We start from the raw sequence: 13,697 nt of genomic DNA, 5'->3' as shown, positions 1-13,697 counted from the left end.
TACGAATTAAAAATGAATTTCATATTATACATATAATGGAGGGGATGTGCATGAAGGAGCAATATAAAATCATTGTTTTAAGTGATGAATTATCAGGGGAGAGGATTCGAAATACGTTAGACAAAAATAAATGTAAAACAATAGTTCATGTTGTAGACGTTTCAGATGTTGTTCGTATAGAAAGTTCTTTTCAATATATAGTCATTTGGAGAGGGGACGCAGAAAAACTTACAAATGAATTGATAAATAGGGGCGTGCAAAGTTCAAAAATTATTAATTTAACAAAATACATGTATGAATGGAAGGATAAATTAATTTCTATCTATCAAATAAATCCGGATCTTATGTCTTTATACATTTCTATGAAAAAAGCAAAGAGTGATCCGACGTATGAATTGTTTGCTACCGGTTTGTCTTATCCACATTGTGGCATAAGTACGGAGCTTCTCTCAAAAAAGTCAATAAAATTAACACTTCCATCGCAAGATCTATACTATGATTATTTAATAGCGTCACAACTTTTATCAAACAATCATTCATTTCAATATTGTTTAATAGGAATAGCCTATTTCTCGTTTTACTTTGATATGTCGTTATCATCTGAATCATATAGAATTTACAAAGTATATTATCCATTGTTTCAAGATGGTCATCATACTGTAGTTCACTCTCCTCTACCCACTGATGGATTCTCACATCTAAATACTCCGAAATCACTTCTTTCTATTTTTAATTTGCATTTTGAATATATTTTATTAGACGAACTAAAAGATGAATCATTGATACTGCCTTGGATAAATGCTGAATGGAATACTACTTCTCTTCATATTCCTTTTGAAGAACACGGGAAAATAAGAGCAGCTTCACATGCTAAATTGGCGTATCCTCATACTTTAGTTGAAAATAAAATGATTTTTAAGAAATATTTAGAATTACTGTTGAAAAATGATATAAAGCCATTAATTGTTGTGTTCCCTGTTACTTCACATTATTTCAATTGTAGTAGTAAGAAATTAAAAGAAGATTTTTATAAAGTTATAAATGATTTTCAAACTCAATATTCTTTTCAAATTATAGATCTATTTGATTCACCATTATTTTGTGATGATGATTTTTATGATAGTGATCATATGAATAAAAAAGGTGCAAATAAAATGTCCGCGTTATTAAATATGTTTATTTAGGAACGAAAAGTATGATATTTTGTTTCATGTTTGCATAAAAGTATATAGGCTCCATACAGTTAAAATAATGTGATTTTTGTGTCGCGTATATAAATAATATGCGAAGAGGTGAGAGAGTTAAAATGAGAACTCGTATTGAAAGAAATGAAGAGGTGGTAAAGCAACTTCCGTTGGTAAGTGTATTAATTCCTACGTACAATCGTCCTCTTTACTTTGAAAAGGCGTTATGTAGTGTGTTAGAACAAACGTACCCTAATATAGAAATTATAGTTGGAGATGACAGCACGAATGATGAAACAGAAAAAGTGTTACAAAAATACTTATGTGATCATTCAAATATTATTTATATAAAAAATAGATCAACTCTCGGACAATTTGAAAATGCGCTAATGTTATTTAATGAAGCGAACGGTGAATATATAAATTTTTTAATGGATGATGATGTATTTCATGTGAATAAAATTGAAAAAATGATGAAGTATTTTTTCAATGATTTAGATAATGAAATTAAGCTTGTAACATCTCATCGTCAAGTCATTGATGATAAAGGGAAAGAGCTACGACATATTTATTCGACTGTCCGTTTATTTGAAGAAGATACGATTATAGAGGGAACAGAATTAGGAAATAAGGTAATTGTGGATCAAAAAAATTATATTGGAGAACCGACAACAGTTTTATTTCGTAAAAATGATTTACAAGAACCATATGGAATTTTTGATAAGAGGCGGTATTTATGTAACGTAGATATAGCTTCATGGTTATCTTTATTAAGTAAAGGAAAAGCAGTATATATAGCAGAAACGCTTAGTTACTTTCGATTACATCCAGATCAACAGTTAAATGAATCTAATAAAATGATGGATGGGTTAGAAGATTTTTCACACAGTATTATAGCAGGCGAAAAATATGGTTTCTTATCCACTGAAAAAGAGTTAGACAAAGCAATAACTAATTTTCTAGATTATGCAAGAAGGATAGTTCCATCATCGATATTATATACATTAGACTATTACCAAAAAATTAGAGCGAAGAAAATAAACATAGAAAAGAAAAAACAACATATAAATAATAATTCTTCATTACCGAAAGTAAGTATACTTATTCCTGCATACAATAGACCTTATTACTTGGAATTAGCACTCAACAGCGCTTTGAATCAAACATATGAAAATATTGAAATTATTATTTCTGACGATAGTACAAATAATGAAGTCAATGCTATGATTCAACCGTACTTACGTGAATATGAGTGTATTACATATGTTAAAAATGAAACGCCGTTAGTTGCCGAAAACTTTAATAAGTGTGTAGAACTTGCGAATGGGGACTATATAAACTTTTTATTAGATGATGATTTATTTCATCATGAAAAGATCGAGAGAATGATGAAATACTTTTTGACGTTAGAAAATATTTCATTTGTGACGTCATATCGTGAACTGATTGATGAGAATGGAGAGATATTACCACCTTCAACATTAAATATGAAAATCGCGAAAGAAACTACACTTTTTGAAGGAAAAGAATTAGGAAATTATATGTTAAAAAACTTAAAAAATGTAGTTGGTGAGCCGACAACTGTTTTGTTTAATCGGGATTTGTTTGACGGGAAGTTTGGATATTTTAAAGGAAAGGCTTATTCTGCTATTAATGACATTGCAACTTGGCTAGATATGATGAGGAAAGGAAAAGTAGTTTATATGCAAGAACCTCTTAGTTATTTTAGACAACATAGTGGACAAAATCAAAAACAAATGCATTTTATTTTAATGACAATTGAAGAGTGGATTGAATTAATTATAGATGCATATAATAGTGGATTTTTAAGCTCCGAAAGTGAGTATAAAGAGAGTTTATCTTATTGTTTAGAAAATGCGGGATTTATAGTTAAGGATGCAGTAAGAAATGGCGAACTAGATCAAATTTATAATGAAAAGATAAAAAAAGGGTTAAACAAGTTAGTTGCTCATATGTTTGAGAAAGAATCTTGTTATTGTCAATATTGCAATCAACAATTTGAAAAATTTTCACCTTGGCCAGCGCATTATGATTTTCCGAAATATAAATTTGAGATGTGGAATAAAGATACAGGGATATGTCCAGTTTGCAATTCGATGGATCGTGAAAGATTGTATCGTGCGTACATTGAAACGGAAACGGACTTGTTAAATAGAAACTATACAATGCTTCATATTGCACCTGAAGCGAAGTTAAGAGATTGGTTTAACGAGTATAAAAATATTACGTATGTATGTGGTGACTTAGAACCAAAGGATCCATTAATGAAGGAAATTGATGTTACAAGGATTACATATGATAGTAATACTTTTGATGTAATATTATGTAGCCATGTGTTAGAACACGTTCCTGATGATGACAAAGCAATGCGAGAGTTATATAGAGTGTTAAAGCCAAATGGATGGGGAATTATTCAAGTACCGATCGTAATGAATGTAGATTTTATTATAGAGAATGAATTAATTGTAACACCACAATTGAGGAAATTAGCTTTTGGTCAAGAAGATCATGTGAGAATTTACAATCAATCGGGATTTATTCAACGATTAATGAATGCAGGATTTAAGGTAGAATTATATAACATAGCGGAAAAACAAGGAATGAAAAGTGCTAGGAAATTTGGATTATCTGAAACAGATATGCTCTATATTGTCCGAAAATGATAGGAAGGAATAGATAGATATGGAGAATATTCCTTTTTTACGTGCTTCAACTGTACCTGTAAGTGAGTATTTGGACGAATTGAAGGAAATTGATACATCTCACATATATACGAATTATGGACCTATAAATCAACGTTTTGAGGAAACAATTATGTCGTCATTTTTTCAAAACAGGGGAGCTGTTACAACAGTAGCAAACGCAACGTTAGGGTTAATGGCGGCTATTCAACTAAAGAAAAGAAGAAAGGGAAAGTATGCTCTCATGCCTAGTTTTACATTCCCTGCGACTGCCTTAGCCGCTATTTGGTGTGGACTGGAACCTTACTTTATTGATATTTCAATAGATGATTGGTATATGGATAAAACCGTACTTTTGGATAAAATAGAAGAATTAAAAGAAGAGGTTGCGATTGTTATCCCGTACGCCACTTTTGGATCATGGATGAACTTAGAAAAATATGAAGAATTAGAGAAGAAGGGGATTCCGGTTGTCGTAGATGCGGCGCCGGGATTTGGTTTAATGAATGGAGGGATGCATTACGGTCAAGATTTTAGTGGAATGATCGTATATAGCTTTCATGCAACAAAGCCTTTCGGAATTGGTGAAGGAGGGCTCATATATAGTAAAAACGAAGAAGATATACAACATATTAAAAGAATGGGGAATTTCGGATTTGATAAAAATCGTGAATGCACGATGATGGGGTTTAATTGTAAAATGTCTGAATACGCAGCCGCTATTGGGATTGCGACTATAAAAAAGTGGGATCAAAAATTAAAAGAACGCAGCCGTATTTCTGAATGGTATAAACAGTTGTTACAAAATACTGGGTTAATGAAAAAAGGGTGGAAAGTCCAAAAGACAGAAGCAGTTATTCACCAATTTATGCCTATCATTTGTCCAGAAGAAGTTCGCAACATACAAGTAATAGAAGAACTGAAAAAACAGAAAATAGAAGCTAGATTATACTTTTCACCATCTTGCCACCAACAAGTTCTTTTTAAAAACTATAAGTCTACAGATTTAACAAAGACGAATAAAATAGCAAAACGAATCGTAAGTTTACCTTTATGGGAAGGAATGACGAAAGAACTAGTAGAGCAAATTGTAATCTGTTTAGAGCAGAAGGTGGTGTCGGTAGATGAATAGTTTTTATAGTCAAGAAGAACTAAAGCAAATTGGATTTTTATCTGTTGGGAAAAATGTATTGGTTAGTAAAAAAGCAAGTATATATAATCCGAGTGCTATATCAGTTGGCAATCATGTAAGAATTGATGATTTTTGCATTTTAAGTGGTAAAATCACAATTGGAAGTTATTCGCACATATCAGCGTATACAGCGTTATATGGAGGGGAAGTTGGGATTGAAATGCATGATTTTGCAAACATCTCAGCTAAAACAATCGTATATGCAGTACTTGATGATTTCAGTGGAAATACATTAATGGGGCCAACCGTCCCGAATCAATATAGGAATGTGAAAGCAGAAAAAGTTATTTTAAAAAAACATGTGATTATTGGTGCCAATTCTATTATTTTTCCAAATGTAATTGTAGGAGAAGGTACGGCAGTCGGCGCGATGAGTATGGTAAAAGAGAGTTTAGATGATTGGTATATTTACGCTGGAATTCCCGTAAGGAAAGTAAAACCTCGTCAAAAAAAGATGCTAGAGCTAGAAATTGATTTTTTAAAAAGCATTCATTCTTAACAAAAAAGAATGAATGCTTTTTATTTTTATCCCGCTATTTGCCGATAAAGATTCGACTGGTGAGGGCTAATTAAAGTTTCACTTTATGATAGAGCAGAGTGTATCTTAACTTATTATGTTTTAAATTTTGCTGACCAAGGCAATACTGAGCCATAGTGAATGTAAAGTTGGAGGGCGAGCGTATATGTTTGATGAGGATGGGATTGTTTTAATTATGGAACCAGCTGATGAAAGAAACTTGAGGAGATTTATTTTTTCAGTGCCAAAGTCAGTGTATGAAAAGAAGGGGCTTACATTACACTATGGAACAGCTATAGGACAAGGATATATGGATATAATTGAAGATATTATAAGCGTACATATAGAAATAGATGTTGTAACGATAATAGGGCATGTAAGAGGATAAATAGCTATTTGAAAAAGGTTATAAACAATTTAGCTAGAAGTTATGTATAGAGAAAATTACAGACAATGATAAAGACGAAGGGGGTCTAAAATGAAAATAAAATCAATTTTATTAGTATTTATAGTTTCAATTGGTTTAATGGGATGTTCAATAGTGGAAGAAGGAAAGAACTCCATAGATTATGCTCAAAAGGCGACAGACTATGTAAATGAAATAAGTGCATTTGCAAATGATGCACCAGCATTAGCAGAAAAGGCCGTTAATGATAGCGAGGCTCGAAAAGAATTAGAAACGAAGCTTAGTGAAATTAAACAAGATATACCCGCATTCAATGAATTAACGCCACCTGATGTAGCAAAGGATATTCATCAACAAATCGTCGGATATAACGAAAAGTTAAATGCGTTAATTGATACGGCGATGACAAAGATAGAAGAAGGAAAAGTGGATGTAGAGCAATTTAAAAACTCCGAGCTTATGCAGACGGTAGATCAAGTTCGAGATTTGAAAGATAAAGTGCAAAATTTAGGTCAATAGTAAAAAGCTCCGTTTGTGATAAACGGAGCTTTTTACTATTGGATACAATAAACGATTACACCAACGATAATAATCATGTTGCCGATGAGTTTACGTTTCGTTATTTTTTCTCCTAGGAAATACCAACCGAAAATTAATATGATGATATAACTTAAGGATTCTAATGCTGATGCTTGTTTTAATGCCATGCCCTTCATGGCGATAACATTTAATCCGGCGTTAATTACAAATAAAGAGTAGCCGATAATAACATAAGGATTCACATATTCTTTTATTCTAGAATCGTATTGTTGCAAAGTAGCTTTTTTTAATAATATTTGTGAGTAATTAGCTAAAATTATCCCGAAAATAAATAATAACATATAACTATTCATCTTTTGTCACCACCACAATTCCGACGATAATAATAGCTGCACCAAGTAAATGATTCCACTGAATCGTATCTCCAAATAGAAATACTGACCAAAGCATTGACCACAGTATAATAATCCCGCGATGTGAATATGCTTTTGAAATTTCGAAATGTTTAATTACTTGTTGCCATAAAATTGCATATCCGAATAAAAGTATAACTAATCCGAAATAAGCAACAAAAAATGAGATGGAAGCAATGGGGAATTTAGCTGCCCATTTCATGTAAACCATAATGATAGAATATATCAAAAAAGCTACATGTAAAAATACGTAATTTTTAATAGTTGGTTTCATTTATTCACTCTCTTTTGCATATAAATATATATTTATACCTAATTTTTCTAGTGTTAGATATTGGAACATATTTTGTTTAATCTTTCACATTCCAAATTATATAGTATCATGGCTTTTATTGTAAAACAATAGAAGCTATGCATTCATTTTTTCCAAGGTTCTACAATGTGTATCGTTTTATTTGTTGCATCCAACTCTACTTGAACACCGATAGGCATGGTAATCATTGGATGTGTATGACAACAATCGAAGTCAGCTAGAAAAGGAATTCTTTGATTTTGAAGTACTTCTAGTAGTATTTCAAAAGGTTTTCGATTTGTACCACAATCATCAAATTGCTCATGTTTTCCAAGAATGATACCTGAAATTTTATCGAATACACCGTTAATTTTAAGTAATGAAAAGCTTCTTTCAATAGTAGCTGCGTCTTTTGAACTGTCCTCAATGAAGAGAATGTCGCCTTCTTGAATATGTGGCATATAGGGGCTACCCCAAATTCCTTGTATCGTGTTTAAATTCCCGCCAATAATACGCCCAGTAGCTTTTCCATCAATTACTGAAATCCAATCGTTTGGTCGGAGTTCTTTCTCCTTTGTCTTTTCTTCCCAATTAATAAATTCATCTGACCAAAATAATGGTTGTTTTATATGATAAGGAAGAGAATGATCATGTAGTAAAGTTTCAGCGAAATATTTGTATGTGCAATCAACAAAAGGTTCAAATTCGCCAAAGGAAGGGACGAGAGCTGGTCCATAAAATGTAGGGATTCCTGTTTTGGCGTAAATTGCTAGTAATAAAGCAGTTGCATCTGAATACCCAATCATTATTTTAGGGTTATTTAGAAAAGCATCATAATCAATATAAGGTAATATTGAATTTGAATTCATCCCACCAATTGTTGACATAATACAAGAAATATTAGGATTTCTTATTAAGACATTTAGCTCCTCAGCACGCTCTTGTATACTACCAGAACGATAAAAATCATATCGACCTGTTAATGAACCTTCTAATATATGAAACCCTTTCTGTTGTAAGTAAGATTTTGCTCGTTCAAATCTTTTTGGAGAAGTGTAGGTTACTGGTGAAGAAGGGGAGTAAATCCCAATTGTGTCTCCGTATTTTAATGATTTTGGAAGTAGCATTTGTATGAATCCCTTCTATTAAATAGTTTATCTCGCTATTTGACGGGTAGCCCGATTGGGGGACTGATTAAAGTTTCGCTTTATTTACGAGATTTTATTATTAAATATTCTTACGTTTCAACATTGTAAGTTTAACATAAATAAATTAAAATAATCATTGCTGTATATGAATAAATATACCTTTTACCTTGACTATATAAAGGAATTGTTGATAAGGTTAAATGTGAGTGTATAAAAGGTTTGCTAAAGGAGTTTTGAAATGAATCGGTTAAAATGGGGAAGGATGACAGTCCTATTAGTCATTATTTTAGGGATATGTTGGTTCTTATTCCAAGGAAATCAAAAGAGCGTAGCGAATGTAGAGGGACAACCTTTGCAAGTGGCAGAACTACCTAAAGCAGGATTTACTGAAAAAGTAGTCCCGCCAAAGTACATCCCACCAGAAATTAACGCAAAAGCAGCTATGATTATCGATGCGAGTGATGGAGATATTATTTATCAATATAATGAAAATGAAGCTTTTGCACCGGCTAGTATGTCTAAGATGATGACAGCGTATCTTCTACTAGAGAGTATACATAACGGGAAAGTTCGCTGGGAAGATCCAGTGAAAATAAGTGCGAAGGCGGCACAAACAGAGGGAGCGAGAATCCCAGTACAAGTTAATGACACATTAACTGTTAAAGATTTATATCATGCATTAATGATTGAGTCAGCTAATAATTCAGCTGTGGCTTTAGCAGAACATATGGCAAAATCGGAGAAAGATTTCGTTCAGCTTATGGATGCAAAAGCGAAACAGTTAAAAATGTCGGAACATGCTAAATTTGCAAATGCTTCTGGATTACAAGAGCCAGATGGAAGTGAAACAAAAATGACGGCTGGTGATGTAGCACAATTGGCATATCATCTTATAAAAGATTATCCGGAAATATTAGAAGTGACTCACTTACGTCAAAGTCAGCTAGCATTTAATAATATTAATGTTATAAGCACAAACGACATGTTAAATAAAAATAATAAAAGTTTATATATAGAAGGAATGGACGGACTAAAGACTGGATTTACAGATAGTGCAGGATACTGTTTTACTGGGACTGCAAAGCAAGGCGATAATCGAATTATTACAGTGGTCATGGGGACATCAAGTAAAACAAAACGTTTTACAGAGACAAATAAGTTAATGTCGTATGCATTTGGATTAGTTAATTAAGTAAGTAAAATACGAATCTAGATCGCTACATAAGTAAGACTGTTTGTTGTTACTAATTTTAGATAACAACAAACAGTCTTTTTATTTTCATTTTAAAAAGGAAAAAGGCTCTAAATACAAGTGTTATCATTTGAGTTTATTTGTTGCTGTGATATTATAAAGTTATAAGCTTATTAATAATAAGTTTGAGGGGGCGTAATATGATATATACATATGAAATAGCCTCAATTGAAAATTGGAGGGAATTATGATGGCAAAAGATTTTTACTCAGCAATTGAAGACAGAAGATCTATTTATGCAATTAGTAAAGAGCAAGTAGTTTCTGATGAGAAAATTCAAGAAGTGATTTATCATGCTGTAAAACATACACCTTCAGCTGTTAATTCTCAAAGTGCTCGCATTGTTGTTTTATTAGGAGAACAACATGATAAATTATGGGATATTACGAAAGAAACGTTACGAAAAATTGTACCTGAAAATAACTTTGCACCTACTGAAGAAAAAATGAATGCATTTAAAAGTGGTTATGGAACGGTTTTATATTTTGAAGACAGTGAAGTAGTGGAAAGCCTTCAAGCTAACTTTGCATTATATAAAGATAATTTCCCAACTTGGTCTCAGCAATCATCAGGAATGTTACAATTTGCAATTTGGACAGCTTTAGAAATTGAAGGGTTTGGTGCTACGTTACAGCATTACAATCCGCTAATTGATGAAGAAGTGAGAAAAGAGTGGGATGTTCCAGAGAATTGGAAACTTATTGCGCAAATGCCATTTGGTAAACCGGTAGTACATGCTGGTGAAAAAGAATTCCAACCGCTAGAGGACCGTGTGAAAATTTATAAATAATTTAAAAAGGTGAACAGGAATATAACCTGTTCACCTTTTTTTATACGTAATAAGGGTTTTTTTGTCCTGCATTTTTCATCTGATTTTTTAATTCGTTTTTACGTGTTTCAATAGCTGATACTTTTTGTAATGTTATCATTGAAACGAATTGAATAAAAGCATAGTATAGCTCTATGTTTTTTTGTATTGGATCATCTATTATATTTCTCACAAATATGCCTCCTCTTTTTATTCCAATAAAACTCCGCATTAATGGGCAGCCCGAGTGGTGAGGGTTAATAATTAGCGGAGGATGTATAAAACCCTTCCTGATTAAAGTTTCATTTTATAAGGGAATGAAACTTTAATCAATTCGCTAAAATTCTTGTTTATTAAGATATGTATATAATACTATAAATATCCTATAAATATCCTATAAATTCCATTATAAGAAAAAGAGAACAGTTGATATAGTGTGTGTTTTCTTTAAAGGAGAAATGGCTTTTGTGAAATAAATCTTACAATTCGTCAAATTATTTCAAAATTGTAGATAGTATAGAAATTTAGTTTTCTAAAAATATTATACTATTGATAAATAGAGTGATTTTTGTCATGATGAAAGTATACTTTATGTAAGGAGCTTTATAAGGAAATACATACTTGAGTTTGTATTAGGTTAATAGAATTTTTTATAATAGATAGAAAAGGGATATTTTATATTAAAATATTAAATGGAATGTCGAATTTTCATGCGATATATAAGAAATTTGAAAAAACCATTGCAAAAACACTGTGTTTAATGATAAAGTTCACATGAAGTTCACACGGATTTCACTTTGTTCATTTAAAATGAACTCTGTGTGAAAAATAAAACTCTTGCTAAAAAATGGAACTGGATGAATATTTTACTTTGATAATATTGTAAAGTATTAAAGTTTTAGTTTTTTTTAAGAGGATAGTAGGGAAAGGAAGTAAAGACAACTTATGAAAAAAGTAATTGCAGGTTTAGCAGCAGCTTCTGTAGCTGGCGTTGCAGTTCCAGGAATGGATTCTGCTCATGCACAAGTTTCAAATGAAGCGCTAAAAGAAATTAATGGACAAACTCAAACTCAAACTCAAACGACTGTAACTGAAACAAAAACTGTAGAAACAACTTCTGAATTAAAATACACAGTAACTGCTGATGTATTAAATGTTCGTTCAGGTGCTGGTACAGGACATAACGTTATTTCTAAAGTAAAATCAGGCCAAGTGCTACAAGTAGTTGGACAAGAAAATGGTTGGTTCAAAGTAAACGTAAATGGTCAAACAGGTTATGTAAGTGGTGACTTCGTAACGACTGGTGGCAAAACAGGAACGACTGTTCAACAAGGAACAGGTACTTACACAGTAAACGTTTCTTCACTTAACGTACGTACAGGCCCAAGTACATCTCATACAGTATTAGGTTCTGTAAACAAAGGTAAAACAGTACAAGTTGTAGGTGAAGTACAAGATTGGTTTAAAATCAACTTCAATGGTGGAACTGGATACGTAAGCAAAGACTTCGTAACAAAAGGTGGTTCTGCTGTATCTAACGAAACACAACAACCAACTACAAACAACAATACTACAACAGTTCAAACTGGTGGTTCTTATGTTGTTAACACTGGTGCTTTAAAAGTACGTACAGGCCCAGCTACATACAACGCTGTAATCGGTGGAGTAACAAATGGTAAAGTATTAAACGTTACTGGTGCTGAAAATGGTTGGTACAAAATTAACCATAACGGCCGCACAGGTTACGTAAGTGCAGACTTCGTTAAGTTTGTAAAAGGCGGAGTAAACAACGTTACAAATAACAATAATGTTACAAATAACGTTCAACAACCAGGTAAAGACGTACAAAAACCAACAACAGGTGGAGATACATCTTCAATCGCTGGATTCGCTAGATCTTTAAATGGTTCACCATACAGAACTGCTGGTACAACACCTGCTGGTTTTGACTGCAGTGGATTCATTCACTACGTATTAAATCAAACTGGTCATAAAGGCGCTCGTCAAACAGTTGCTGGATACTGGAGCTCTAAAACAAAAACTAGCAATCCACAACCAGGTGATTTAGTATACTTCCAAAATACTTATAAATCAGGTCCTTCTCACATGGGTGTTTACTTAGGAAACGGTCAGTTCATTAGTGCAGAAACAGATGCAACTGGTGTACGTATTAGTTCTGTAAGTAACTCTTACTGGAGCAAGCACCTATTAGGTTACACAAAAGCATACTAAGAAAAAGTAGTTTTATGTACTTTTCGTATAGAGAAAAGGCTTTCCAAGGAAACTTGGGAAGCCTTTTTATAGTTGAATAAATTGGAAGTTTAATAGTTTTTATTTTAACTTTCCATTTAAAAATCGATCATATAAGTCATGGAAATAGTTAGGACGAAATAAGTTCGCTGCATGTCCCGCTAACGGTATTTCCTTATATAGAACGTTAGGCAAAATAGATTTCAAATCAAATAGACAAGATTTATAGAGATGATCATGCTCTCCCATTACCCATAGTATAGGGTGAGGAAGTGATTTTAATTTAGATTTTAAATCGAATTCTAACCGATGTCGTAATGACTGGGCAATTATGGATGAATGTAATTGTAATCCGAAACGGTAGTAAATATTTCTTGAAATGACTGCGAACGGATTTGCTTTTAGTATACCGCTTGGAAAAATAGTATTTGCGTATTGAGAGAGCCATTTAGAGTATTCATCTCCTCGCTTCTCCCAAAAATTTTGAAATACATTATATAAACGAGAAGGGTTATTGTAATGTCCCCCAATATGACAAATACTTAATACTTTTTCTGGATGCATTTGTGCAAAAATTGTAGAGATGTAACAGCCGTAACTTAGCGCACAAATATGTGCTTTTTTAATACCTTCTTGCTCATATAAGTTTAATAATTGATCTACGAGGCGCTGTAATGAAAAGTCAATTGCTTCTCCTTTATCATCACCGTGACCTAATAAGTCATAAGTTATAATGTTGTAGGAGGAAGAAAAACGTTTTTGCTCCTTTTTGAAGGCGCGACGATTGCCAACTAATCCATGAATAAAAATAATTGTTTCCTTTTCAGAATGTATATTTGTTTGCAAAAAGGATACTCCTTTCACTAACTGGAGATTTATATCGTGTTGTAAATTATTTATCTATAATTTACATAGAATAATATTAAGTACCAGGTAATAATATCAGATGTTTATATCTGTTGTAAAGATGAGTTTTTATGTATATTTTGTAAA

Annotated in this window: 14 protein-coding genes; 9 read left to right on the top strand and 5 right to left on the bottom strand. The window is 32.4% G+C overall.

Annotated features, from left to right (window positions below; all coding sequences use genetic code 11):
• Positions 1–50 precede the first annotated feature (50 nt).
• The 6 genes from MKY38_RS12565 to MKY38_RS12540 all read left to right on the top strand — a co-directional run bounded on the left by MKY38_RS12565 (position 51) and on the right by MKY38_RS12540 (position 6,520).
• On the top strand, positions 51–1,184 hold the full coding sequence (locus MKY38_RS12565; RefSeq protein WP_341049119.1) for a hypothetical protein: 1,134 nt from the start codon (positions 51–53) through the stop codon (positions 1,182–1,184).
• 122 nt (positions 1,185–1,306) lie between these two features.
• The gene (locus MKY38_RS12560; protein WP_341049118.1) at positions 1,307–3,868 is read left to right on the top strand and encodes a glycosyltransferase; all 2,562 of its coding nucleotides are present in this window, start codon (positions 1,307–1,309) and stop codon (positions 3,866–3,868) included.
• 19 nt (positions 3,869–3,887) lie between these two features.
• Complete coding sequence (locus MKY38_RS12555; RefSeq protein ID WP_000427966.1) at positions 3,888–5,018, top strand: DegT/DnrJ/EryC1/StrS aminotransferase family protein; 1,131 nt, start codon at positions 3,888–3,890, stop codon at positions 5,016–5,018.
• Positions 5,011–5,577 (top strand): acyltransferase, encoded by a 567-nt coding sequence (locus MKY38_RS12550; RefSeq protein ID WP_001084193.1) that lies wholly within the window; start codon positions 5,011–5,013, stop codon positions 5,575–5,577. The genes MKY38_RS12555 and MKY38_RS12550 overlap by 8 nt, the downstream gene beginning before the upstream one ends.
• Positions 5,578–5,761: 184 nt before the next feature.
• Positions 5,762–5,983, top strand: coding sequence for a hypothetical protein (locus MKY38_RS12545; protein WP_000459099.1), 222 nt, complete (start codon positions 5,762–5,764; stop codon positions 5,981–5,983).
• 90 nt (positions 5,984–6,073) lie between these two features.
• Positions 6,074–6,520, top strand: a complete 447-nt coding sequence (locus MKY38_RS12540; RefSeq protein ID WP_000695199.1) for a DUF6376 family protein — start codon at positions 6,074–6,076, stop codon at positions 6,518–6,520.
• A gap of 35 nt (positions 6,521–6,555) precedes the next feature.
• Here the strand turns inward: MKY38_RS12540 and MKY38_RS12535 are convergent, their stop codons facing one another.
• The 3 genes from MKY38_RS12535 to MKY38_RS12525 all read right to left on the bottom strand — a co-directional run bounded on the left by MKY38_RS12535 (position 6,556) and on the right by MKY38_RS12525 (position 8,373).
• Complete coding sequence (locus MKY38_RS12535; protein ID WP_001089868.1) at positions 6,556–6,894, bottom strand: EamA family transporter; 339 nt, start codon at positions 6,892–6,894, stop codon at positions 6,556–6,558.
• Positions 6,887–7,228 (bottom strand): EamA family transporter, encoded by a 342-nt coding sequence (locus tag MKY38_RS12530; RefSeq protein WP_000805125.1) that lies wholly within the window; start codon positions 7,226–7,228, stop codon positions 6,887–6,889. Before MKY38_RS12530 ends, MKY38_RS12535 begins: the two co-directional genes overlap by 8 nt.
• Positions 7,229–7,371: 143 nt before the next feature.
• Positions 7,372–8,373 carry a S66 family peptidase gene (locus MKY38_RS12525; RefSeq protein ID WP_017656796.1) on the bottom strand — a complete coding sequence of 334 codons (1,002 nt, stop codon included), beginning with the start codon at positions 8,371–8,373 and terminating at the stop codon, positions 7,372–7,374.
• A gap of 259 nt (positions 8,374–8,632) precedes the next feature.
• Here MKY38_RS12525 and MKY38_RS12520 point away from each other — a divergent pair, with 259 nt between their 5' ends.
• Together MKY38_RS12520 and MKY38_RS12515 are read left to right on the top strand one after the other, a co-directional pair.
• The gene (locus tag MKY38_RS12520) at positions 8,633–9,586 is read left to right on the top strand and encodes a D-alanyl-D-alanine carboxypeptidase family protein (RefSeq protein WP_017656797.1); all 954 of its coding nucleotides are present in this window, start codon (positions 8,633–8,635) and stop codon (positions 9,584–9,586) included.
• A 247-nt stretch (positions 9,587–9,833) separates the two neighbouring features.
• Positions 9,834–10,436 carry a nitroreductase family protein gene (locus tag MKY38_RS12515; RefSeq protein ID WP_341049117.1) on the top strand — a complete coding sequence of 201 codons (603 nt, stop codon included), beginning with the start codon at positions 9,834–9,836 and terminating at the stop codon, positions 10,434–10,436.
• Positions 10,437–10,476: 40 nt separating this feature from the next.
• Here the strand turns inward: MKY38_RS12515 and MKY38_RS12510 are convergent, their stop codons facing one another.
• Positions 10,477–10,647: a hypothetical protein gene (locus MKY38_RS12510; RefSeq protein WP_001244279.1), complete on the bottom strand. Its 171-nt coding sequence runs from the start codon at positions 10,645–10,647 to the stop codon at positions 10,477–10,479.
• 752 nt (positions 10,648–11,399) lie between these two features.
• Here MKY38_RS12510 and entFM point away from each other — a divergent pair.
• Positions 11,400–12,686: an enterotoxin EntFM gene (entFM, locus tag MKY38_RS12505; RefSeq protein ID WP_000755513.1), complete on the top strand. Its 1,287-nt coding sequence runs from the start codon at positions 11,400–11,402 to the stop codon at positions 12,684–12,686.
• A 99-nt stretch (positions 12,687–12,785) separates the two neighbouring features.
• Here the strand turns inward: entFM and MKY38_RS12500 are convergent, their stop codons facing one another.
• On the bottom strand, positions 12,786–13,550 hold the full coding sequence (locus MKY38_RS12500) for an alpha/beta fold hydrolase (RefSeq protein WP_001194309.1): 765 nt from the start codon (positions 13,548–13,550) through the stop codon (positions 12,786–12,788).
• Positions 13,551–13,697 lie beyond the last annotated feature (147 nt).

The sequence above is a fragment of the Bacillus sp. FSL R5-0585 genome (assembly GCF_038004545.1).
In the GTDB taxonomy this organism is placed as follows: domain Bacteria; phylum Bacillota; class Bacilli; order Bacillales; family Bacillaceae_G; genus Bacillus_A; species Bacillus_A cereus.
The sequence above is the reverse complement of the archived record's forward strand: the minus strand, read 5'-3'. Positions and strand labels throughout refer to the sequence as shown.